Origin of the sequence: Zobellella endophytica (assembly GCF_003012775.1) — a bacterium.
In the GTDB taxonomy this organism is placed as follows: domain Bacteria; phylum Pseudomonadota; class Gammaproteobacteria; order Enterobacterales; family Aeromonadaceae; genus Oceanimonas; species Oceanimonas endophytica.
Window position 1 is genome coordinate 40,469 of record NZ_PXYG01000003.1, and the last position, 23,378, is coordinate 63,846.

19 protein-coding genes are annotated in these 23,378 nt (G+C 59.5%); 14 read left to right on the forward strand and 5 right to left on the reverse strand.

The features are described from left to right. Nucleotides 1-24: 24 nt before the first annotated feature. Nucleotides 25-2,172 (reverse strand): DNA internalization-related competence protein ComEC/Rec2, encoded by a 2,148-nt coding sequence (locus tag C7H85_RS09345; RefSeq protein WP_245879624.1) that lies wholly within the window; start codon nucleotides 2,170-2,172, stop codon nucleotides 25-27. A 72-nt stretch (nucleotides 2,173-2,244) separates the two neighbouring features. Between C7H85_RS09345 and C7H85_RS09350 the strand changes: the two genes are divergently transcribed. Beyond that, nucleotides 2,245-2,757, forward strand: coding sequence for a DUF2062 domain-containing protein (locus C7H85_RS09350; RefSeq protein ID WP_106729449.1), 513 nt, complete (start codon nucleotides 2,245-2,247; stop codon nucleotides 2,755-2,757). Continuing rightward, nucleotides 2,706-3,260, forward strand: a complete 555-nt coding sequence (locus C7H85_RS09355; protein ID WP_245879625.1) for a DUF2062 domain-containing protein — start codon at nucleotides 2,706-2,708, stop codon at nucleotides 3,258-3,260. Before C7H85_RS09350 ends, C7H85_RS09355 begins: the two co-directional genes overlap by 52 nt. A 187-nt stretch (nucleotides 3,261-3,447) precedes the next feature. Here the strand turns inward: C7H85_RS09355 and lolE are convergent, their stop codons facing one another. The 3 genes from lolE to C7H85_RS09370 are packed head-to-tail and all read right to left on the reverse strand — an operon-like array spanning nucleotide 3,448 to nucleotide 6,576. Further along, a complete protein-coding gene (gene lolE / locus C7H85_RS09360; protein ID WP_106729450.1) occupies nucleotides 3,448-4,689 on the reverse strand; it encodes a lipoprotein-releasing ABC transporter permease subunit LolE in 1,242 nt (413 codons plus the stop codon). Further along, entirely contained in the window at nucleotides 4,689-5,372 is a 684-nt protein-coding gene (gene lolD / locus C7H85_RS09365) for a lipoprotein-releasing ABC transporter ATP-binding protein LolD (protein WP_106729451.1), read from the reverse strand. The genes lolE and lolD overlap by 1 nt, the downstream gene beginning before the upstream one ends. Continuing rightward, nucleotides 5,365-6,576, reverse strand: a complete 1,212-nt coding sequence (locus C7H85_RS09370) for a lipoprotein-releasing ABC transporter permease subunit (RefSeq protein WP_106729452.1) — start codon at nucleotides 6,574-6,576, stop codon at nucleotides 5,365-5,367. Before C7H85_RS09370 ends, lolD begins: the two co-directional genes overlap by 8 nt. Nucleotides 6,577-6,644: 68 nt before the next feature. Between C7H85_RS09370 and C7H85_RS09375 the strand changes: the two genes are divergently transcribed. The 7 genes from C7H85_RS09375 to C7H85_RS19550 all read left to right on the forward strand — a co-directional run bounded on the left by C7H85_RS09375 (nucleotide 6,645) and on the right by C7H85_RS19550 (nucleotide 17,690). After that, nucleotides 6,645-7,232, forward strand: coding sequence for a PilZ domain-containing protein (locus tag C7H85_RS09375; protein WP_245879626.1), 588 nt, complete (start codon nucleotides 6,645-6,647; stop codon nucleotides 7,230-7,232). Between the two features lie 4 nt (nucleotides 7,233-7,236). After that, complete coding sequence (mfd, locus tag C7H85_RS09380) at nucleotides 7,237-10,674, forward strand: transcription-repair coupling factor (RefSeq protein WP_106729453.1); 3,438 nt, start codon at nucleotides 7,237-7,239, stop codon at nucleotides 10,672-10,674. 58 nt (nucleotides 10,675-10,732) lie between these two features. Continuing rightward, nucleotides 10,733-12,193 carry an FAD-dependent oxidoreductase gene (locus tag C7H85_RS09385; protein WP_106729454.1) on the forward strand — a complete coding sequence of 487 codons (1,461 nt, stop codon included), beginning with the start codon at nucleotides 10,733-10,735 and terminating at the stop codon, nucleotides 12,191-12,193. A gap of 542 nt (nucleotides 12,194-12,735) precedes the next feature. After that, nucleotides 12,736-13,650: an AbiTii domain-containing protein gene (locus C7H85_RS09390; RefSeq protein ID WP_106729455.1), complete on the forward strand. Its 915-nt coding sequence runs from the start codon at nucleotides 12,736-12,738 to the stop codon at nucleotides 13,648-13,650. A 112-nt stretch (nucleotides 13,651-13,762) separates the two neighbouring features. Next, complete coding sequence (locus C7H85_RS09395) at nucleotides 13,763-15,499, forward strand: hypothetical protein (RefSeq protein ID WP_106729667.1); 1,737 nt, start codon at nucleotides 13,763-13,765, stop codon at nucleotides 15,497-15,499. After that, nucleotides 15,496-17,238 (forward strand): hypothetical protein, encoded by a 1,743-nt coding sequence (locus C7H85_RS09400; RefSeq protein WP_106729456.1) that lies wholly within the window; start codon nucleotides 15,496-15,498, stop codon nucleotides 17,236-17,238. Before C7H85_RS09395 ends, C7H85_RS09400 begins: the two co-directional genes overlap by 4 nt. A gap of 137 nt (nucleotides 17,239-17,375) precedes the next feature. Continuing rightward, a complete protein-coding gene (locus C7H85_RS19550) occupies nucleotides 17,376-17,690 on the forward strand; it encodes a hypothetical protein (RefSeq protein ID WP_146140437.1) in 315 nt (104 codons plus the stop codon). Nucleotides 17,691-17,763: 73 nt separating this feature from the next. Here the strand turns inward: C7H85_RS19550 and C7H85_RS20090 are convergent, their stop codons facing one another. Continuing rightward, on the reverse strand, nucleotides 17,764-18,252 hold the full coding sequence (locus tag C7H85_RS20090; RefSeq protein WP_245879627.1) for a hypothetical protein: 489 nt from the start codon (nucleotides 18,250-18,252) through the stop codon (nucleotides 17,764-17,766). A 33-nt stretch (nucleotides 18,253-18,285) separates the two neighbouring features. On the opposite strand from C7H85_RS20090, the gene C7H85_RS09410 reads away from it, so the two are divergent. The 5 genes from C7H85_RS09410 (at nucleotide 18,286) to C7H85_RS19715 (ending at nucleotide 23,159) form a co-directional block, all read left to right on the forward strand. Further along, the gene (locus tag C7H85_RS09410) at nucleotides 18,286-19,080 is read left to right on the forward strand and encodes a class I SAM-dependent methyltransferase (RefSeq protein ID WP_106729458.1); all 795 of its coding nucleotides are present in this window, start codon (nucleotides 18,286-18,288) and stop codon (nucleotides 19,078-19,080) included. After that, nucleotides 19,049-19,792, forward strand: coding sequence for a class I SAM-dependent methyltransferase (locus C7H85_RS09415; protein WP_106729459.1), 744 nt, complete (start codon nucleotides 19,049-19,051; stop codon nucleotides 19,790-19,792). The genes C7H85_RS09410 and C7H85_RS09415 overlap by 32 nt, the downstream gene beginning before the upstream one ends. A gap of 196 nt (nucleotides 19,793-19,988) precedes the next feature. Further along, nucleotides 19,989-20,300 (forward strand): DUF6172 family protein, encoded by a 312-nt coding sequence (locus tag C7H85_RS09420; protein WP_106729460.1) that lies wholly within the window; start codon nucleotides 19,989-19,991, stop codon nucleotides 20,298-20,300. A gap of 159 nt (nucleotides 20,301-20,459) precedes the next feature. Next, nucleotides 20,460-21,848 carry a DEAD/DEAH box helicase gene (locus tag C7H85_RS09425; protein ID WP_106729461.1) on the forward strand — a complete coding sequence of 463 codons (1,389 nt, stop codon included), beginning with the start codon at nucleotides 20,460-20,462 and terminating at the stop codon, nucleotides 21,846-21,848. Nucleotides 21,849-22,994: 1,146 nt separating this feature from the next. Next, nucleotides 22,995-23,159: a hypothetical protein gene (locus tag C7H85_RS19715; RefSeq protein ID WP_158260075.1), complete on the forward strand. Its 165-nt coding sequence runs from the start codon at nucleotides 22,995-22,997 to the stop codon at nucleotides 23,157-23,159. Nucleotides 23,160-23,378: the final 219 nt, after the last annotated feature.

The window sequence follows — 23,378 nt, forward strand, 5'->3', positions numbered from 1 at the left end:
GTCTCTGCCTTGAAAAACGAGGCGCTATTCTAACGGCTTAGACTCGTTCAACCAAGCGTTGAGCCGATGATACCAGGGGCCGGGCCGGCGGGCGTTCACCAGCCGCCAGCGGTCGCCGCTTGCCGCCAGGTGCACCATGCCGTGCTCGCCGGTCACCAGCTGGGGCACGCCCTGCTGCGCGAAACGCGCCACCACCTCCGGCGACGGAAAGCCCCAGCGGTTGTTGAAGCCGGCGGTGTGCACCACCAGCTGCGGCGCCACCGCCCGGTTGAAGGCCTCGGTGGAGGAGCTGCGGCTGCCGTGGTGGGGGCTCAGCAGCAGTTGGGCGTCCAGCCGCGGTCCGCGCCCGAGCAGGGCCCGCTCCGCCCGGGCCTCGATATCGCCGGTCAACAGCAGCGCCAGCCGGCCGTCATCGATGCGCAACACGCAGGAGTCGTTGTTGCGGTGGCCCGTGCTCGCCTCGGGCCACAACACCTGCAGCTGCAGCCGCCCCCACTCGGCCCGCTGGCCGGCCCGGCAGCGCGGCCCCTCCGGCCAGGCCCCCAGCCGCCGGGCCACCGGCAGGGTGGCGGCCAGGTGCTCCCGGTTGCCGCTGTGGTCGCTGTCGTCGTGGCTGATCACCAGGTAGTCCAGCCGCCCGATGCCGAGGCGGGTCAGCAGCGGCAGTATCACCGCATCCGCCATGTTGAACCCGGAGGGGAAGCGGTTGCCGGTATCGTAGAGCAGGGCCCTCTTGCCCTGGGTCACCAGCACCGACAGCCCCTGCCCCACATCCAGCACCCGCACCTCCCAGGACGGCCCGGGCCAGAGCTGCAGCCCGGCGAGGTAGAGCGCCAGCCAGGCCACCGGCCGGCCGCGCGGCAGCAGGCCGGCCAGCAGCAGCGCCGCCGCCAGCAGCACGATGCCCTGCGCCAGGGCCGACAGCATCAGCCAGGGCGACAACGCATGCGCCAACCAGTGCAGCCCTGCCAGCAGGAATTCGAACAGCCGGCCGAGCCCGTGCAACAGCCAGGCCGCGACCCCGGGCGCCGGCACCAGCAGCAGGCAGGCGAGCAGCAACAGGGGGATCAGCAGCAGGGAAAACAGCGGGATCAGCACCAGGTTGACCGGCAACGACAGCCAGCTGACACCGCCGAACAGCAGCATCACCAGCGGCAGCAACAGCAGGGTCAGCCCCAGCTGCAACCGCCACAGGTTGTTCCCGCCCAGCCAGCCGGCGCAGGCCAGCAGGGCGGCGACCGCCAGCACCGACAGCCAGAAGCCCTGGTTCAGCGCCAGCCAGGGCATGGTCGCCAGCAGCAGCGCCATGGTGACCAGCAGGATGCGCCGCCCGCTCCAGAACCGCCCCCAGCACAACAGCGCCAGCCACAACAGCAGCATCAGCAGGGCCCGCTGGGTCGGCAGCGAAAAGCCGGCCAGCCAGGCATACGCCAGGGCCAGGCCACCGCCCAGCAGGGCCGCGGCGAGCGGCTGGCCGGTCAGCCGGCCGAGCAGCACGCCGAGCGCCGCCGCCAGGCCGATATGCAGCCCGGAGATGGCAAACAGGTGGCTGATGCCGAGGGCGCGCAGCACCTCCCAGTCCGCCGGCGTCAGCCCGGCCCGCTCGCCGAAGCTCAGCGCCAGCAGCCAGTCCCGCGCCGGTTGCCCGTCCGTCAGTTGCCGGAAGCGGGCCAGCAGGCGCGCCCGCCAGGACGGCACCGCCGCCTGGTGCGCCAGGGTGCCGGTCAGGTAGCCACGCGCCGTGATCCCCTGCCCCAGCAGCCAGCGGGCACTGTCGAAGGTGCCCGGATTGTGCAGGCTGTGCGGCGGCTGGAGCCGGCTGACGGAATGGATTTCATCCCCCCGCGCCGGCGCCGCGCCCTGCCCGTACCAGGACAGCAACACCCGGGGCCGGGGGGAAAGTGCTTGACCATCAAGGCTTTTCAGACTGACAATCAGCCGGCTCGCGCCCCTGTCCCGGTGTTGGGCGTCGACCACTGAGCCCGCTATAATATGACTTTTCTGAAACAGGGCGGGCTGCTGCAGCCAGGCCAGCTGCCAGTGGCTGTAACACAGCGCCCAGACGATGCCGAGCAGCAGGCAGGCCAGCGCCGGCCGTGCTCGCCAGCACAACCAGCCCAGCCAGGCCAGCGGTAGCCACCAGTCCCAGCCCGGCAGCCAGGGCCAGAGCATAAGGGTAGATATGCCCGCGCAGAAACAGAACAGCCGCTTATCCATGTGATAAGTATTGCGGACCCGGAGCAGATGCCAAAAAAGACGTTAAAACGCCTGATGCCCGACCCGGGCATCATCAAGAACAACAAGCTGCTCGGCCTGCTCGGAAGCCGCCTGCACGACATCAACCTCTGGCACCTGAACCGCCACTCCGCCGCCGGGGCCTTCGCGGTGGGCCTGTTCTGCGCCTGGCTGCCCATCCCCTTCCAGATGCTGCTCGCCGCCGCCCTGGCCATGGTGTTCCGGGTCAACCTGCCGCTGTCGGTGGTGATGGTCTGGTTTACCAATCCGCTGACCATGCCGCCGATGTTCTACTTCGCCTACCGGCTGGGCGCCTTCCTGCTGGGCAAACCCCATCACTACGAGCACTTCGAGATGAGCCTGAGCTGGCTGACCAGCGCCATGAGCACCGCCGGGCCGCCCTTCCTGCTCGGCTGCCTGGTGCTGGGGCTGGTCAGTTCGGCCACCGGTTTCATGCTGATCCACGGGCTGTGGCGCTGGTCGGTGTCGCGACGCTGGAAGCTCAGGCGACGGGGTCGCTGATGCTGCGCCAGTGGTTGCGCCGCAAGATGCCGAGCCAGGAGACGCTGCGCCAGCACAAGACCCTGGCGCTGTTCGGCGAGCGCCTGCTCACCCCCGACTGCTGGTTCTGCAACCGCCATTCCGCCGCCGTGGCGGTGGCCGCCGGCCTGTTCGCCGCCTGGCTGCCACTGCCCATGCACACCCTGGTGGCCATCGCCCTGGCACTGATTTTCAAGGGATACCTGCCGCTGGCCATCGCCATGGTGTGGGTCAACAACCCGCTGACCCTGGCACCGATGTTCTACCTGGCCTACCGTGTCGGCGCCCGGCTGCTGGGCAGCCCGGAGATCGATTTCGCAGGATCGCTGGAAGAGGAAGCCCTGGCCCTGGCGCTGCCGCTGTTCACCGGCTGCCTGTTGCTCGGCCTGGGCTCGGCCCTGCTCGGCTGGCTGCTCACCCGCCTGGGCTGGCGCTGGAAGATCCAGCTGTCCTGGCTGCTGCGCAAACAGAATCGTGAGCCCTGAGGCTTGCCCAACATCCACGACCGAGTGGGGCGCGGGCGGCCCGCCCGCATAAAAGCCGCACGCTTGAGTGGAGAGCATGGCCCACCCCGCGATGCCGCTTTTTACCCGAGGATCTCCCCCCAACCACGACTCCCACTCCATGGGTTCGCACTGCGCGCGAAGGCGGGCGGGCCGCCTGCGCTCCAAATCAAGCTTCGCCCAGCAGTTGGTTGGGCAGCAGCCGGCCGGCGCGCCAGGCCGGGTAGAGGGTGGCGACGAAGATCAGCGCCAGGGCCGAGCCGGTCACCAGCCACAGATCGGCCCAGTGGAACTCGGTGGGAATGAAATCGATAAAGTAGACCTCGGGGTTGAGCAGCCGGTGCCCGGACAGCCGCTCGTAGCCGGCCACCAGCTCCGACAGCCGGGTCGCCAGCAGCCCGCCCAGCAGGCCGCCGATCACCACCCCGGCGATGCCGTTGAGCATGCCCTGCACCACGAAGGCGCCGCGGATCTGCCAAGGGCCGGCGCCCATGGTCTTGAGGATGGCGATGTCGCCCTTCTTCTCGTTCACCGCCATCACCAGGGTGGAGACGATATTGAAGCTGGCCACCGCCATCACCAGCAGCAGCACCACTATCATCAGGGTGCGCACCAGCTGGATGTCCCGGTAGATATTGCCCTGGCTGTTCATCCAGCTGGTGACGTAGAACGGCGCCGGCAGCCCCATGGCCGCGTTCATGGTCAGTTCATCGGCGGCCAGCACCTGGTTCACCCGCAGGTGGAAACCCAGCACCGCCTGGTCCAGCTCCCGCAGCTGCTGCGCGTCTTCCAGGTGGGTGTAGCCCAGCACGGTGTCGAGCTGGCCGCCCAGGCTGAGGATGCCCGCCAGGGTAAAGCTGTGCCGGCGGGGCGAGCCGAAGCCCTGGCCGCCGGGCGCGGGCAGCAGCAAGGACACGCTGTCGCCCACCTCGAGCTCCAACTGCTCGGCGATGGCCTTGCCCAGGATCAACTGCCGCTCGCCCGGGTGCAGCACCGTCAGGCTGGCGCCGCCGAGGTAGGGCGCCAGCGCGGAGATGCGCGCCTCGTGCTCCGGCGACACCCCCTGCAGCTGCACCGCCTTCAGCTTGGCGCCCTTGCCGAGCAACCCCTCCAGCGGCACATAGGGCGAGGCCGCCACGATGCCCGGCGAGGCCTCGAGCGACGCCACCAGTTGCCGCCAGTCGCCGACCGGATCTTCCGCGGCATAGAGCTGGCCGTGGGGCAGCACCGACAGGATGCGGTTTTCCAGCTCGCGCTGAAAGCCGTTCATCGCCGACAGCCCCAGGATCAGGGCGCCGACCCCGATGGCGATGCCGAGGATGGAGGCCACCGAAATAAAGGAAATAAAGCGGTTGCGGCGCCGGGCCCGGCTGAAACGCCAGCCCAGGTACAGGCTCAGGGGGCGGAACATCAGCCTTGCTCCTGCAGGCGGCCGTCCACCAGCCGGGCCTGGCGGTCGAGCCGGGCGGCCAGGGCCAGGTCGTGGGTCACCACCACCAGGCCGGTGCCGAGCTCGCTCTGCAGCTCGGCCAGCAGCGCGAACACCTCGGCGGCGCTGTGGGCGTCCAGATTGCCGGTGGGCTCGTCCGCCAGCACCAGCCGGGGCCGGTTGACCAGGGCGCGGGCGATGGCCACCCGCTGGCGCTCGCCGCCGGACAGCGCCGCGGGCCTGTGCTCCAGCCGGTGCCCCAGCCCCACCCGGTTGAGCAGGGCCTCGGCCTGCTCCCGCGCATCCGGCACCGGCAGGCCGGCGATCAGCAGCGGCATGGCGGCGTTTTCCAGGGCGGTAAACTCCCCCAGCAGGTGATGGAACTGGTACACAAAGCCCAGTTTCTGGTTGCGGAAACGGGCCTGGGCCCGGGCCGACAGCCGGTGCAAATCCTGGCCTTCCACCAGCACCCGGCCGGTGCTGGGGGCGTCCAGGCTGCCGAGCAGGTGCAGCAGGGTGCTCTTGCCCGAGCCGGAGCTGCCCACCACCGCCAGGCTCTCGCCGGCGGCGAGCTGCAGGCTGACCCCGTCCAGGATCGGCACCGGCCGTTCCCCGTCCTGATGGGTTTTACTGAGCTGCTCGACCACTAACAGGGGGTTACTCATAACGCAATGCCTCGGCTGGATGAACGCGCGCCGCCCGCCAGGCCGGATACAGGCTGGCCAGCACGCACAATAACAGGGTGGAAAACAGGATAAGAGCCAACTGCCCGGGCAGCAGCAGCACCGGCAGCTCGCTGCCGCCGGCGGCGGAATAGAAGTTGATGCCGGCGGCGTCGAGCAGCCGGTCCAGGTTGAAGCACAGCAACAGCCCCAGGCCGAAGCCGAGCAGGCTGCCCAGCACGCCGCTGAAGCCGCCCTGGATCATGAACACCGCCATCACCCGGTTGCGGCTCAGCCCCAGGGTCTGCAGCATGGCGATCTCCGCCTCCTTGTCGGTCACCACCATCACCATGGCGGAGAGGATGTTGAAGGCCGCCACCAGGATGATCAGCGCCAGCATCAGGCTCATCAGCCGCTTCTCCATGGCCACCGCCTGGAACAGCTCGCCCCGGCTCTGCTGCCAGCTGTCGAGGCGCAGCCCGTCCGGCAGCGCCGGCAGCCGGCCCAGCTCGAAGGGATCGCGCAGCCACAGCCGCAGGCCCGAGGCCTCGCCCGGCGCATAGCGCAGCAGCCGGGCGGCGTCGTCCAGCCGGGCCAGCACCACCTGGCCGTCCACGTCGTTGCCGGTGCTGAAGGTTCCCACCAGGGTGAAGAGCCGCTGGCTGGGCACCCGGCCGAGCGGGGTGAAGCGGCTGCCCTCGGTGACCGTGACCCGCACCTGATCGCCGGGCACCACGCCCAGGGTGCGGGCCACCCCGGCGCCCATCACCAGGCCGTAGGGCAGGTATTCGAAGTATTCCCGGGTGCGCGGGTCCAGCCCCTGCAGCAGCCGGTCGTGCCCGAAGGCGGGATCCAGGCCGTACAGCTCCACCCCGGTCAGGTGGCCGGGCCCCTGGATCATCGCCTCGGCGCGGATGAAGGGGGTGCTGGCCTCGACCACCTCCCCCGCCTCGAACAGGGCGGCGTATTGCGCCGGATCGGCGAGCCGGCGCTGCTCGTTGGTGACCAGCGCATGGGGGATCACCCCCAACATGCGATCTTTCAGCTGTTGTTCGAAGCCGTTCATCACCGCCGACACCAGGATCAGGGCGGCGACCCCGAGCAGGATACCGATGGTGGAGAAGCCGGAAACGAAGGAAGCGAAGCTGCGCCGCCCCCGGGCGCCGGCATAGCGCAGACCCAACATCAGCGTCAGGGGTTGAAACATGGTCTAATCATCCGTTTTTCAAAGGGTTTTACGTCACCCGCAAGTTGCGGAATAATAAAGGCTTGTGAATGGCGCAACAAGAGCAGCAAATCATGGCAGACCCTTATTTCAGCGTCGACCACCGGGCCCGGGTCAACCTGATCCCCCTGGCCGAAGGGGAAACGGTACCCGACGACGACGCCCTGGAGGCCGAGATCCCCGCGCCGTTCAAGCTTATCAGTGAAGTCACCCGCATCGATACCAATACCGCCCGGCTGTTGCGCAACCTGGACGAACACGCCGCCGAGCTGGTGGAGATCATCAACCAGCAGTCGCGCAAAATCGACCTGGTGCTGAGCTACGTGCTGGCCGGCCAGGATACCCCGGAGCACCGCTACCAGACCCAGACCCTGGGCGGCGGCGGTTTCACCTTCGACTCGCGACAGCCCCTGGCCGAGGGCATCCGGGTGCGGGTCAAGCTGTTCCTGCCCGAGCTGTCGGTGGCGGTGTACGCCTATGGCGAGCTGCACCCGGCCGGCGAGGCGGAGCGCTACCGCTGTGACTTTATCGCCATCCGCGAGCAGGACAGGGACGCCCTGATCCGCGCCAGCCTGCAGCTGCAGGCCAGACAACTCAAGGCCCGCGCCGAGCGCCGCGCCCAACAAGATACCGACTGACCCCATGATCAAGATCCCAAGCCCCACGCCCAGGCCGAAAGCCAGCCTGGGCCAGCTTATCGGCAGCAGCCTGTCGCTGGCCGTGGCCGAGCAGGTAACGCAGCATGCGCACCTGGTGCTGCTGCTGGTGCCCGACACCCCCTCCGCCCTGCGCCTGGAGCAGGAGGCGCGCCACCTGCTGGCCGACAGCGGCCTGCCGGTGTGCCTGTTTCCCGACTGGGAAACCCTGCCCTACGACCACTTTTCGCCGCACCAGGACATCATCTCCCAGCGGCTCGAAACCCTGTACGGCCTGCCGGCCCTGGGGCGGGGCCTGCTGATCGTGCCGGTCACCACCCTGATGCTGCGCACCCCGCCCCGGGCCTGGCTGGAGCACAACAGCCTGCTGCTCAACACCGGCGACAAGCTCGACCTGCACGGCCTGCGCAGCCGGCTGGAGCAGGCCGGCTACCGGGCGGTGGACCAGGTGCTGGAGCACGGCGAATTCGCCGCCCGCGGCGCCCTGCTCGACCTTTTTCCCATGGGCGCCGAAGAGCCCATCCGCATCGACTTTTTCGACGACGAAATCGATACCCTGCGCCCCTTCGATCCGGACACCCAGCGCTCCAGGGACAAGGTGGCGCAGATCCGGCTGCTGCCGGCGCGGGAGTTTCCCACCGATGCCGCCGCCATCGAGCGCTTTCGCGGCCAGTACCGGGAGCGCTTTCAGCTGCGCAACGAGCCCGAGGCGCTCTACCACCGGGTGAGCCAGCAGCAGTTTCCGGCGGGCATCGAGTATTATTTCCCGCTGTTTTTCGAGCACACCCAGACCCTGTTCGACTCCCTGCCCGCCCAGACCCTGGTGCTGGCCCAGAACGATCTGCTGGCCCCCGCCGAGGCGGTGTGGGCGGACGTGCAGGCGCGCTACGAAGAGCGCCGCCACGACACCCTGCGCCCCCTGCTGCCGCCGGCACAGCTCTACCTGGCCCCGGATCAGCTGTTTGCCGCCCTCAAGGCCTATCCGCAGCTGGTGCTGAGCCAGCACCCGGTGATGGAGAAAGGCGACCGGCTCAATGCCCCGGTGGCGCCCCTGCCCGAGCTCGAGGTGGAGCACCAGAAAACCGAGCCCCTGGCCCGGCTGCTGGCCTTTTGCGAGCGGTTCCCCGGCCGCATTTTGTTCTCGGTGGAAAGCGCCGGCCGGCGCGAGGCGCTGACCGAGCTGCTGGCCGGCTCGCCCATCCGGCCCTGGCCGGTAGAGAGCCTGACCCGCTTTGTGGCCGGGGAAGAGCGCCTCGGCCTGCTGGTGGGGCCGCTCTCCCAGGGCTTTGTGCTGAACGACGAACTGGCCGTCATCTGCGAGGGCGACCTGCTCGGCGGCCGGGTGATCCAGCGCCGGCGGCGGGAAAAGTCCGCCGCGCTCAGCCCGGATACCCTGATCCGCAACCTGGCGGAGCTGTCCATCGGCCAGCCGGTGGTGCACCTGGACCACGGCGTGGGCCGCTACATGGGGCTGCAGACCCTGGACGCGGGCGGGCTCAAGTCCGAATACCTGACCCTGGAATACGCTGGCGGCGACAAGCTCTATGTGCCGGTGACCGCCCTGCACCTGGTGGGCCGCTACAGCGGCGCCGACGATCCCGGCCTCAACAAGCTGGGCAACGACTCCTGGGCCAGGGCCAAGCGCAAGGCGGCGGAAAAAGTGCGCGACGTGGCCGCCGAGCTGCTCGACGTGTATGCCCGCCGGGCCGCCCAGCCGGGCCAGGCCATCACCCACGACAAGAGCGCCTACCGCCAGTTCTGCGATGCCTTTCCCTTCGAGGAAACCGACGACCAGCTGAAAGCCATCAACGCCGTGCTGACCGACATGACCCAGCCCAAGGCGATGGACCGGCTGGTGTGCGGCGACGTGGGCTTCGGCAAGACCGAGGTGGCCATGCGCGCCGCCTTTGTGGCGGTGCACGGCGGCAAGCAGGTGGCGGTGCTGGTGCCCACCACCCTGCTGGCCCAGCAGCACTACGACAACTTCCGCGACCGCTTCGCCAACTGGCCGGTGCGGGTGGAAATGGTCAGCCGCTTCAAGACCGGCAAGGAGCAGGACAAGGTGCTCACCGGCCTGGCCGAGGGCGCCATCGACATCGTGATCGGCACCCACAAGCTGCTGAGCCAGGAGGTGAAGTTCAAGGATCTGGGCTTGCTGGTGGTGGACGAGGAGCACCGCTTCGGGGTGCGGCAGAAGGATCAGATCAAGGCGCTGCGCGCCGACGTGGACATCCTCACCCTGACCGCCACCCCCATTCCCCGCACCCTCAACATGGCCATGGGCGGCATGCGCGATCTCTCCATCATCGCCACCCCGCCCGCCAAGCGGCTGGCGGTGAAGACCTTTGTGCGCGAGCACGACCCGGCGCTGGTGCGCGAGGCGATACTGCGGGAGCTCAAGCGCGGCGGCCAGGTGTATTACCTGCACAACGAGGTGCAGACCATAGAAAACAGCGCCGACGCCCTGCGCACCCTGGTGCCCGAGGCGCGCATCGCCATCGCCCACGGCCAGATGCGCGAGCGCGAACTGGAGCGGGTGATGTCCGACTTTTACCACCAGCGCTTCAACGTGCTGCTGTGCTCCACCATCATCGAAACCGGCATCGACGTGCCCAGCGCCAACACCATCATCATGGACCGGGCCGACAAGCTGGGCCTGGCGCAACTGCACCAGTTGCGCGGCCGGGTGGGCCGTTCGCACCACCAGGCCTACGCCTACCTGCTCACCCCCCATCCCAAGCGGATGACCACCGACGCCAAGAAGCGGCTGGAGGCCATTGCCGCGCTGGAAGACCTGGGTGCCGGCTTCGCCCTGGCCACCCACGACCTGGAGATCCGCGGCGCCGGCGAGCTGCTGGGCGACGAGCAGACCGGCCAGATCACCGCCATCGGCTTCAGCCTCTATATGGAGATGCTGGAGCAGGCGGTGAAGGCGCTGCAGTCCGGCAAGGAGCCGGCGCTGGACCAGCTGCTGCGCGCCCAGACCGAGATCGAGCTGCGCCTGCCGGCCCTGCTGCCGGACGACTACATTCCGGACGTGAACATGCGCCTGTCCATGTACAAGCGCATCGCCGCCGCCGAGGACGAGGCCTTCCTGCGCGAGCTGCAGGTGGAGCTGATTGACCGCTTCGGCCTGCTGCCGGAGCCGGGCAAAAACCTGGTGGCCCTGGCCGGGCTCAAGATCAAGGCCAGCCGCATCGGCATCGAGAAGATAGACGCCGGCCCCCAGGGCGGCACCCTCGCCTTCGCCCAGGACGCCAAAATCGACCCGGGCTACCTGGTCAGCCTGCTGCAGAGCCAGCCGCGCATCTACAAGATGGAAGGCCCGACCAAGCTGCGCTTCGCCATTCCCAGTACCGACGCCAAGGCCCGGCTGGCGCTGGTGGGCGACATGCTGAAGGAGCTGGAGGCTCACCGGATCTGACCCCGCCGGCGCCGCCCGGGAGGGGCGGCGCCGGCCTGCGATGAATGACAGAGAGACAATGACTTCACCCTGCTGTAACGCCCCCGCCCACGGCCCCCTGCGGGTCGGCATTTTGGGCGGCGGCATGGCCGGCGCCACCGCCGCGCTGCGGCTGGCCGATATGGGCATCAACACCCTGCTGATAGAAGCCGGCAATGGCCTGATCAACGGCCCGCCCATCTGCCACCTGCACGCGGGCGGCAACCTCTACCGGGAGATTGGCGACGACCAGTGCCTGGCCCTGCTGCGCCAGTCCATCGACTCGGTGCGGGCCTATCCGCACAGCATCAACCGCCGCCCCACCGTCATCGCCACCCCGGTAACAGACCCGGGCGATGCCGAGGCGCTGCTGCCCCGGCTGCGGCAGGTGGCCCGGGAATATCAACGGCTGGTGGAACTGGACCCGGCCAACCAGGTGCTGGGCGAACCGGAGGACTACTACCGCTGCTACGGCCGGGAACAGTTCGAGGCCCTGGCCCGCCGCCCCATGCCGGACCGGGCCCGGAGCCTGGACGACTGGCTTATCCCCCTCGCCCGCCAGCTGCAGCCGGAGCAGTTCAAGTTCCCGCTGATCCTGGTGCAGGAATACGGCTGGAGCCTGTTCCGCATGGCCGCCAGCGCCACCTTGGCGCTGGAAGCCTCGCCCCACTGCGAGCTGTTGCTGAACACCAGGGCCATGGGCCTGGATCAACTGGAAGGCGGCTGGCGCATCCAGAGCCAGGGCCCGGCCGGCGAGCGCGTCGACAAGGTGGATTTTCTGGTGAACGCCTGCGGCTTTCGCACCGGCCTGGTGGACGACATGGCCGGCTACCGCCGCCAGCGGCTGGTGGAATACAAGGCCGCCTACCTGGCCCGCTGGCAAACCCCGGGCGACTGGCCCGAGGTGATCTTCCACGGCGAGCGCGGCACCCCGCAAGGCATGGCCCAGCTGACCCCCTACCCCGGCGGCCTGTTCCAGCTGCACGGCATGACCGACGCCATTACCCTGTTCAAGGACGGCCTGGTGGCGAGCGGCGCCGACAGCGCCCAGCCCCGCCTGCCCGAGCACTATCGCCGGCAAATCGACCAGGGCTGGCAGGCCGAGGACGTGGACGCCCGCACCCGCGGCGCCATCGCCCACCTGGCCCGGCTGCTGCCCGCCTTTGCCGGGGCCGAGCCCGCCGGCCAGCCGCTGTTCGGCGCCCAGCAGATCCCGGGCAGCGACCCCAAGCTGCGGGCGGCGGATGTATCCTTCGAGGGCAGCCACTACGCCCGGGTGGAAATTGTAAAAGCCTCCTCGGCGCTCACCGCCGCCGACCGCATTGTCGGCAAGCTGGCGGAGCTCGGCTGGCTGGGCCAGCCGGCGGCAAACCGGCCCCCGGCGCTCTCCCCCACCCTGGCCATCACCGCCGACCAGGATCCGGCAAAAGTGGAAGCCACCGCCGTGCGCCTGGCCCGCCAGCGCGGCTACCCCCAGGAGCTGGCCGAAAACGGCTGGTAAGCCTTTTACCTAAACCCTGCCATGCCGGCCAGCGGGCCGGCATCCCAAACCGCTCACAAAACCACCACTCAGGCGTTTTGCCCCCCACTTCCTGCTTTTTGCAATTGCCCTGCCCCACCCCAGCGGCCAGAATAGATACGTTTGAACACAGTGGTGGCAGGGATTGGCGACCTGAAACGTCCGGGCGGTAGCTTGGCTGCGGAATATGACCGCCATTTTATTTAGCCATCTAGAAGTCCGTGGATATACAGTATATTTGGCACCCAGCCAAAAGGCCGCGCGAAATCACCGCAGGCATTGCGCGTTTATCATCCATTGAAAAATAAAGCTCTTTTTATTCAGTTAGTTAAAAAGCGTCGAATATAGATTCCGCGCACACCCAGGAACAAATATGCGCATGCGCGTTTTTTACATTGGAATTTTGCTTGAAATACCATTAAGTTATTGATAATAAATTAATTATTCTGATGCAAAGCGGATTAGCATAAGAGCATATATGCGCATGCGCAGTATTAAAATGTTATGCTTTATAGGAGCCCGCATTGAAGCTTCTCAACGAGATCATTGATGCTTTGAGTTCGCAGGAAAGCTCCCTTACTGGGGCGCTGCTAAAGACCAAGGTATTACTTCACCATATCGGTCACAAAGAACTGGTCGAGTGGGTCAACCACGAGCTCAACGGTTATCCACATGACGGAGAGCTTCCTGAATATCGAATACTTCCAGCCCAAGTATTAGCCAACTTGGCCAACATGGCATATCAAGTAAATTCGCACCCCATTCCCCTCGGTCATCTGGATGACGAAGTTAGAGAGCGTTTTGAGGCGGCAAAGATGTATCAGTCTCTTGCCGTCCTTGAAAAACTCACTGCTGACGAAGACGGGGTTCTAGAATCACCAATCCCGATGCAATACAACGGTATCTTCGGAGGAAGCTTAGCCAATGGGTACAAGATCCAGAGAGTATGGAGTTCCATCGGGAAAGCTGATGTAGCCCAGATATTCATCCAGGTTAGATCAAGGCTTCTAGATTTTGTCCTTGAACTGAAAGAACAGATAGGAGACAACGTGCCAGATCAAGAGATAAAGAAACGAACTGACTCTATTGATGCTTCCAGCCTGTTCAGCAACGCCATCTTTGGAAATAACACAACCATTGTTGTCGGCAATCACAACTCTCAAGACGTCACTAACATAATCGCCAAAGGCAATTTTCCCGCCTTGGCGGAGCACCTAAAGAAACATGGTATTGCTGAGTCGAATATCGCCGAGCTCCAAACAGCGATCAAGACTGACGAAAACACCTTAGAAGTAAGACAAAAGCAGTTCGGGCCAGCCGTTAAGACTTGGCTCCAAAATATGCTTTCAAAGGCTGTCGATGCGTCATGGAATATAGAACTCGGCGTTGCCAGCAGCCTGCTAGCGACAGCACTTCAAAATTACTACGGTTGGCCATAATGCATAACAATCCGGTCCAGCGGACAGTCGGCCAGCTGCGCTGTCCGCCTGCTGCTGACCTTCGTCGTTAACTGTCAAGAGTGCCCAGATTATAGTTATAGGAATGAGCGTCGTGGATGAACTTAAAGAAAAACTGTTGAAAGCCAATATGGATGGCAATTTTTTTGAGCTCATCCAAGAGGTTTATTATGAAGACCGAAGAGGTGAAAAGCTTCTGCCTAGCCTTTTGGTTGAATTGCATAATGAAGGGCTGTTAGATCTCGTAGAGTTATTCGCCAGTTTTAAAAATAAAACTGAAAATTATGACTTTTTTTCAGTACGACATATTTTCGAAGAGGTTTTACCGGATATTAATGCTCCGGTAAAAGACGTTGCTGATTGCGTGAAGCATCTTACGCTAGAAGCTGGTCAAGATATGGCCGCACATATGCTTTTGCCCCCATTTAAAGAGTTCTGTAAAAAAGATACAGATAGAGCAAAAGAGCTATTTTATATCGCTTTAAATAATATTGACGAAGACTTTGACCATTTATCTACTGCTATTGAAGCAGGGGCAAGCAATGATGAAGTTCAATACGTTAATCAAGCGATTGAACTGCTTGCTCATGAGAACGAGTTAATTATACAAAGATCCATTTTTGCATTGGGTAGAATTAATTACCAAGACAAAATGCTATTAAAGCCAGTTGCAATAGCCATCAAAAAATTATCCGCGTCTTCGCCAACGGATGTGATTTTAGCGGCATCAATTAGAGCGCTGTTTAAAATTATTTCTCAATCTGATGATTTAGAGAGTTTGTTCTTAGATTTTTTAAACACACATTCAGACCACTTAGATGATCGATATATTCATGCTGCTTCAGAACTATTATTTTATGACGAGAAGAAAGTAAGCGGCAATGTTGAACCTGAGTTGTTGAATATTTGCAGCCATACCAAACCAGAAAACCAAGGCACTATTAATAATATTGATTACGCTCTGGGGAGAATATTAAAAAGAAACAGTTTTGATGATTGTGTTGTTTTTCTAGAAAAACTCTTTGAATTAAGTAGATACAAGCTATCTATAAAGCATTTCGATAGTTTTGTTCGGGAGCTGCATAATCACCGAGATACTCATCTATCCTCATTACTTACACGATGGTTGTTGTCAAAAAAAGTAAAGCTAGGAAAATATGCTTCTGATCTTCTTCGGGATTCAGATAAAGGTATTTCTATTGGTTTTGACGGTTCCTACGTAACCAAAGAAAACAAAGGCGTACACCTATTTTTAGCGAGAAAAGCTTGTGGATGGTTCTTTAATCAGCCTAAAACAGCTATTAGCTTAATTGAGTCCTTGATTCTTGATGCTCCTGATGATGAATTAAAGGATATTCAGCAGCTCATTTTTCACCCGCTTTGTGTGAGTTACCCTGGAAGTATTCGTAACCACTTGGAAACAATGAACGAGTCAAAAGAAGAAAGACTCAAACAGATAGCATCTGATGTTTTGTCTGAATACGAAGAATATCAAGCATCAGTGAAAGTGGCTTTAAAAATAAATGAATTGAGCCCTAGTGAGCAGGATAGACATACGTACTGGAGGCATCACAATAAATTAATGAGCGAGTCTATGAAGAAGGCCAGAAGAAAATCGCTTTTTACCTCTTTGTTTGGTGGGAATGAATCCGTATTACTCTATGGAAATAAGTCGATTCACTATATACATCATGGTGAGAAAAAGACACGCCAGGAAGTCCCTCTTAGTGAAATTAGTACATCATTTGAATTTGCATCAATGCATAACCTCGACCCGCACGGATTAGAAAATATGATCTGGCAGTTCAGAGCTGAGGGTTGTACGTCATGAAATTAGTGATTAGACAATACTTAGCATCCTTGAAAGAGCGAGGTGAATTGGATGCCTTATTGCCCGACTTACTGTCGCAAATGGGGTTGGAAGTATTTTTAAAACCTGGCGTCGGCAGCAGACAGTTCGGAGTAGATGTTGCAGCTTTTGGTAAGCTGACTAGTGAATCTGAAAGCACTGTTTACTTATTCTCAGTAAAGTCTGGGGATTTGGACAGAAAGGATTGGGATAGCGGTAATCCACAAGACTTGCGTCCTTCTATCAATGAAATAATCGATGTATTTATTCCTACTCGAATTCCAGCAGAATACAAAGATAAACCTGTTGAGATTTGTTTATGCTTTGGTGGTGAAGTTAAAGAAGAAGTAAGATCTAACGTAAGTATGTTTTTAGGTAAATTAAAAACAGATGAATTAAGCTTCTCTGAATGGAATGGCGACAGGCTTGCTGATTTAGTGGAGCAGCACATGCTTCGAGAGGAACTGTTACCCTATAATTGTCGCGGTCTACTTCGAAAGTCACTGGCGATGATTGACGAGCCAGAAGTATCATTTAAACACTTTAGACAGCTTGCCATTAGTCTCACTTGCACTGATGACAAAAAGCCAAAAGACGTTTTAACAGGTATTCGACAATTATATTTATGTCTTTGGATATTATACTCATGGTGCAGAGATGGGGATAATCTAGAGAGCGCATTCCTATCAGCTGAATTTACAATGCTAAATACTTGGGAAGCCGCGAAATTTTCGTTCGGCAAAAAAAATAATGTAGCAGTTTCTACACTGATAACTTTGGATTCAATTCTTAGGCTAAATCTGCAAGTATCAAATCAATATATTGATGAAAGAATCATACCTCATTGCAATAATTTGTATGCTATATCACATGCTGTAAAACCGTCTTGTGCCGCAGATGTAAACTTAAAGTTATTTGATGTTCTAGGTCGGCTAGCCCTTACAGGTTGCTGGTCTTATTGGTATTTAGGCCAAGTTAGTGATGAAAATGTAGAAGCCGGCATATTTTTTTCAGAAGCAGTAACTAAATATCAAGATAGCATTAAGCAGTTAATCGTAAACAACCCTATTTTGTTTACACCATACAAAGATGAACAAGCAATAGATTTAGTATTAGCCGTTTGGTTCCTTTCTCTTGATCATAACCATTGGAGTGATATCAACTCTTGGTTGAGCAATATGTCACGGGAGATATATCAAATGTTTAAGATCAGCGATAAATACCCGACAACCATACGAAGCTACGCCGAATTAATAGAGCATCCCCTTGATAAAACTGAAGATTATAAGAAGAGCGTAACTAAAGGCTCAATATTATACCCCTATATATCTGCTTTTTCAGCGATTATGGGATTTCCAGAGCCATATGAGATGGTTAAAAAAATTAAAGAAGAGTTTTTATCACACTGTAATTTTCAAGTGTATTTTCTTGATGATTCTTCTGAAAATCACTTTTACCGATTCGATAAAATGCACGGTGCAACATTATCTGATGTTTGCGTGACCGAAGCGCCAGATGAATTGATTCAGCAGTTGGTTAGTGAGTGTGATCAGTCAAATAAAATTTATGATATGACTGCTTTCAAATATTCTTTTTGGCCGATTATCTTAACTGGCTGTAGGCATTACAGGCTACCCGTTCCAATGCATTTTATAATTGATACTTTCAAACAAAAAAAAGAGCATGAAGCTGCAAGTGGTAGAGAGGCGGAAGAATCTTAAGCATTCAAGCCTTATCAAAACATACAGTTAACAATTGGCTGTTATCGCCCCTTCGGGGCTGGGACGGCCTTTCCGCCGCTTCGCGGCTACAAGACCGCCCTAAAGCGGGCGTTAGCCATCAAGCAGTGAAGTAATAAATGATATCTGAAGAAGAGTTATCCAGTTTGATAGATGAGTCCGAATGGATGATGGAGGGATTGGATAAGAGCTTTTGGCGATTAATAAAATTATCAGAGCCGGAACTTTGGGAGAATAAAAACCAAGATGGCGATGAACACTTTTGGGTTGTGGCATTAGTTGGTAACTGGTGCATATATCATAGTGGCTTCGAAGATAGATTTTGCATTGATCGCTATGAAGTAAGTGGCGCAGTTGAAGGCCCTACGAATAAATCAATTACATTGCAGTATTTAGTTGCTGACATTATCCAGTCAAGGTTTAAAATCAGCTAACAAGGCGCATCTGCCAGACAAATACTCGCTGGCCGATTTTTTGACATTCCGCTTCGCGGGCAAAAAGCGCCCATCAAGCATTTGCCGCAGCGCTAAACGTTAACTGCATAAACGCCCCCATGATCAATATTTTAAAATATAAAAGCGAGCATGAGATTACATTGCTCACGCTGCTAAAAAACGAGCCGGACTGGCGTTCCTTTGTAAGTGAAGGCGCCATAGATAGATTCAAAAAGCATTGCTTGAAAGCGAAACCTATATCTGCGAATACCAGGGTGAGATTGTCGGCTATATCCGTGCCCTGGTCGATGGCTTTGGAGTCTACATCAGCGAGCTTTATATCGCTCCACCGCACAGGGGAAACGGTTATGGCGCCAAGCTTCTGAGCAAGATCAAGCAGGCGCATCCGGATCAGGACGTTTACGTCCTCTCCGATGAAGATCTGTACTATAAAAAGCTCGGTTGCCAGCGCGTTGGCTCTGTTTTTAAATTGTAATAGGGTGGCCGGCAACGCCACCTCCCCGATTTTCCGCCGCCGGTAATTGGCACCTTGGGTGGCCAAAACGATCAACCGCTTTGACGGAGCCCACTGAAAATGGAAGGAATGGAATACTTTCTTGAAGTCTTTGGCGGGGTGCCTCGGGCTGGCCCTGGTTCGTCCGAGTCAACCCGGCGCCCCTATGGGTTGATGTCAGCGGTACCGCCGTGCCCACGCATTCTCGACATCGGATGCGGGCCGGGTGTGCAGACGGTTGATCTTCTCAAGATGTCCGGTGGAGAAGTGCTGGCGCTCGACTTTCTCCCGCTGATGCTCGAGCGAACACAGTCCAACGCCGCGAATGCGGGGGTCTCAGACCGGCTGACCGTCCTTGAGCAAGACATGACTCAAATGGACTTCCCCGCCGCCAGTTTCGATATTATCTGGTCGGAAGGCGCCATCTATCATCTTGGCTTCGAGCGCGGCCTCCAAAAAATCAAGAAGTTCCTCCGCCCGGGTGGCCATGTTGCCGTCAGCGAGGCCGTTTGGTTAAAGCCCGACCCGCCGGCGCCGGTGGTTGAATTCTGGAAGCAGTATCCCGAGATAGACACCATCGAGAACAAGCTCGCCGTGATCCGCCGGCTGGGATACGAGCCGGAGGGCCACTTTGTTCTTCCCGCAGATACATGGATGCGGGACTACTACGAGCCAATGGAGCTGATCCTGGCCGAGAAGATAAAGCTATGGGAGGGCGACTCCCAGGGTCAGGCGGTAATAGAAGAAGCGCAACAGGAGATAGCGCTTTACCGCCAATACTCGGGCTACTATGGCTATGCCTTCTTCGTGATGAAGCGCCCGCAAGAAAAGGAGATTTCCCACCATGGACATCCCCCGGATATTCAACATTACTGAAAGTGCCCACCGCATCCACAACCCGATCCCCCCCGGAAAGCTCGCCACCCTCGGCGCTGCGCTGCGCCTGGCACCCGGAACCCGGGTGCTCGACCTCGGCAGCGGTTCGGGAGAGATGCTGTGCACCTGGGCACGGGATCACGGCATCATCGGCACCGGCATCGACATGAGCCAGTTGTTCAACGAGCAGGCAAAACTCCGTGCCGAAGAACTCGGCGTCGCCGATCGGGTCGAGTTTATCCATGGCGATGCCGCCGGCTATGTCGCCGACGAAAAAGCCGGTGTGGCGGCCTGTGTCGGTGCCAGCTGGATCGGTGGTGGCGTTGCCGGCACCATCGGGCTTTTGGCGAAGAGTCTCGGTGCCAACGGGATCATCCTCATCGGCGAGCCCTACTGGCGGCAGTTGCCGCCGACGGAAGAGGTCGCCAGGGGGTGTCTTGCCCACTCAATCTCCGATTTTCTCACGCTCCCGGAGCTTATCGCGTCTTTCGGCCACCTCGGCTACGACGTCGTTGAAATGGTTCTGGCGGATCAGGACGGCTGGAACAGATACGAGGCCAAGTGGCTCACCATGCGCCGATGGCTTGAAGCCAACCCCGACGACGAGTTGGCCAAAGAGGTTCGTGCCCAATTGACCTCGGAGCCCGGGCGCTACGTCACTTACACGCGCGAATACCTGGGATGGGGGGCGTTCGCGCTAATGGCGCGGTGACGGAGCTTGGAGCCGGGCCTGGCATTTACGACCCATTTGGCTATCACCTGGCCAGCTCCTCTCCATCTGACCCCGCTTGCCTCCCTTTACGGACAAAAAATCGCAGAAATGGGCAGTTATCTTCTGCCCATCCATGTAGAATTCGCCTTTAAAAGCCGACTCGGCTTGACTCTTGTACACACCCCTAGGATTTTGAATGAAAAAGACCATCGCCCTGACCCATCCCAGGCTGAAGCCGGCTCGCCTGGTGGACTCAATCAAGCATGATATTAAAAAGTACCTGAACCGGGAGCGCCGCAAGACGCTGCCGGCGGGCATGGATTACTGGACCTTCGATTGCCGCTTCGGCGCCACTGAAGCAGCGGCGGAAAAGATTTTTACCTCTGAAATCAATGCCCATATCGATGCCGCCGTGGCGCAGGAATTGCCCTCCTTCTATGTGGAGATCCTCGCCAGGGCCTGTAACCATCAGCCCCGCGTCGCCGCCGACGAGGCCGAGGAAGGCTAAGCCCTTGCCCGCTGCCGGACCTGCCGCCAGGTCCGGCCCCGCCCTGGCTCACCGGCCAAAATTCAGCCAAAGCCACAAACAATCCTCTCCCCCACCGCCAAAATCCTGTATATTCTGCCCTCGTTTTTTTGACTGTAGCGACTCTACAGAGGAACTCTTATGCAATTTTCATCTCTGGATCTGGCCCCGGATCTACAGCGCGCTCTTGTAGAATGTGGCTACAGTGCTATGACCCCCGTACAGGCCCAGGCCATCGTGCCCGCCCGGCGCGGCAAGGATTTGCAGGTCACCGCCCAAACCGGCACCGGCAAAACCGCCGCCTTTGCCGTTCCCGTACTGCAGCGCCTGCTGGACAACCCCAAAGCCAGGGTCGAGCGCCGCCCCCGCGCCCTGATCCTCACCCCCACCCGCGAGCTGGCCGAGCAGCTGGCCGATGCCATCGGCGGCTATGCGCGGCATTTGCCGCTGACGGTCACCGCGCTCTACGGCGGCGTGAAGATGGGTGGCCAGGCCAACAAACTGAAAGCGGGTGTCGATATGGTAATCAGCACCCCCGGCCGTTTGATGGAGCACATCACCCTGGGCAACGTGGCATTGACTGATGTTGAATTTGTGGTGCTGGATGAAGCCGACCGCATGCTGGACATGGGCTTTATCACCGATGTGCTGAAACTGATGCAACTGACCGCGCCCAAGCGCCAGACCCTGCTGTTTTCCGCCACCACCTCGCCCGCGGTCAATGAGCTGTCCCACAAGATCCTGCACAATCATCAGCAAATCCGGGTCACCAAAATCAACAGCACCGCCGAGACCGTCCGGCATGTGGTTTATCCGGTGGAAGAAAGCCGCAAGATCGAACTGTTTGAACAGCTGCTGGAAGAGAAAAACTGGTTCCAGGTGCTGGTGTTTACCAGCACCAAGGAGCAGGCCGACCGGCTGCTGGCCGGCCTGAAGCAGCGCAAAATCGAGGCCGCCGTTTGCCATGGCGATAAGAGCCAGGGCTCCAGGCGTCGCGCCATCGCCGATTTCAAATCCGCCAAGTTGCAGGTGCTCATCGCCACCGAAGTGGCCGCCCGGGGCCTGGATATTCAGGGCCTGGATTATGTGGTGAACTTCAACCTGCCTTACCTGCCCGAGGATTACGTGCACCGCATCGGCCGCACGGGTCGCGCCGGGGCGGCAGGCAATGCCATTTCCTTCGTCAGCCGGGAAGAAGAGCAAACCCTGGAGCGCATTCAAAAGCTGATTGGCGGCGAGATCAAACGCATCGTCAAGCCGGGCTTTGAAGTGGGCAACCGGGGCACCCTGTTAAAGAGCATCTCGCGCAAGGTGTTGTCCGGGCGCTCCAACCGGGCCAGCGAAACCGTGATTGAGCTGGAAGGCTCGGGCAATGCCAAAGGCAAGCCACGCCGCGCCAAGCCGGCCGATGCCGCGGGCAACAAGGCCGCACCAAAACCCGTGCGCCTGAAAAAGCCGAGCGCCCCGAAAAGCACCGGGCCGAAGAAAAAAATACTGCGCGGCAAACGCGCCGAGAAATATGCCCGTTAAGCCCTGTTAACCGTCAGTTAAGTCGGTGCCGCCTAAAGAGGTTACTCATAGGCGGCACCCCTGGCCATCCCCCGTATAAGCCAGCACCGACGTGACCGGGCGGCCAGTTCAGCCGCCGTTGCCCCCAAGCCGGCGACACGGCACCCCCTCTCACCCGCGCCACCATGGTCGCACGCCTCCATCACGCCCTCGGCCGGGCTAGACAGGCCAGATTGGGATCAGCTCTTGCCTTTTACCTCGCCTCCTGGCTTGCGGTTCCGCCTCCTCCAACAAACCCAATCCACCACGGCCAATGCCGGAAAAGAGCCCGGGATGGCCGGACTCGCCCCCTGCCGCCGGCGGGTTTGCTCCCGGGTTTCGGCCACCGGCGTTGTGATAAGCACCTACGCCCCCGCGGGCGATAGCGGCCGAAAGAAAGCCCCACCTTGCCGCGCCCCCGTCGGTCCCCAAATATCTTCTTGTTATCGGTGCTCCCGCCTCGCTGTGGGATAATAAGAACCGGATGATGTTCGAAGCCCACAAAAAATTGCCACGCAATAATTAATGCCGTTATACAGATATCAGCGTTCATTTTATTCAGACCCATCAAAAATACCAAAAATAACCAGCAACACATTGAAATATTAGGTCTTATCCATAATTCCAATACAACGGACACCCACTTAAACAGCCGTTGCGAATAGTATTTCACTCAAAACAAGCGACGCCCCCTCACCAGCCCGGGTTGAGTCGTGCCCCAGGGATGACGCAGCCCTTTAAATAGCTGTTCCGAATAGTAGATCAAGCAAGACAGCGGGCGGGTACTGCTAAGCAGACCCTCTGCGCCAGGGATGGCGCGGCGGAGCCCCCGGGGATGGGTTTACGGCGTGTCTGTGTGCGGTGCCCGGCCGATGTAGCACCATTAGGATCAGTTATTTAACCGGTGCAATAACCATTCAACGACACCGAATTAAGATCAATCGGTTATAGCTACTCGACATTTAGCCATATAAAACAGAGCCATTTGATTACCACCCTCTGTTATTGCGTGGAATCCGCATTTCCAATTGACTCATCGATGATCCAGACTATTTTTAGAGATGAGGTAGCACACCACCTCAACCACTCACAACAGGAATGCGATACTTTTGCTCAGGAGAATAAAAAATGCGTCACAATCAATCAAAAAAAACAGTAACCGCAATGATGGCTCGCGCTCAAACTGCTTTCTCAAGTGGCAAACTGCAACAGTATAAACCGTTGGAAGCCTCCGGTGCCGAAGGGGTGAAATCCACCTGCGCGGCCTCCTGGGGTCCGGCCATGCGGCGTTAATAACCAAGGTGCCGGCCCATTTTTCTGAATGGAGGGCTGCTCAAGATCACTGTTCCTAATAGAGCTCCCTTGTGGACCGAAGCCTGGCACTGCCAGGCAGTTCTGCGCCCAGGCAAAAACTTGGGCGCGGGCCACGTAAAAACGGCCAGGCCTGAACACACTTTTTCGGCAGATAAAATATAACGGGGGTTTCCGCCAAGAATTCGTTGAATGGCACCT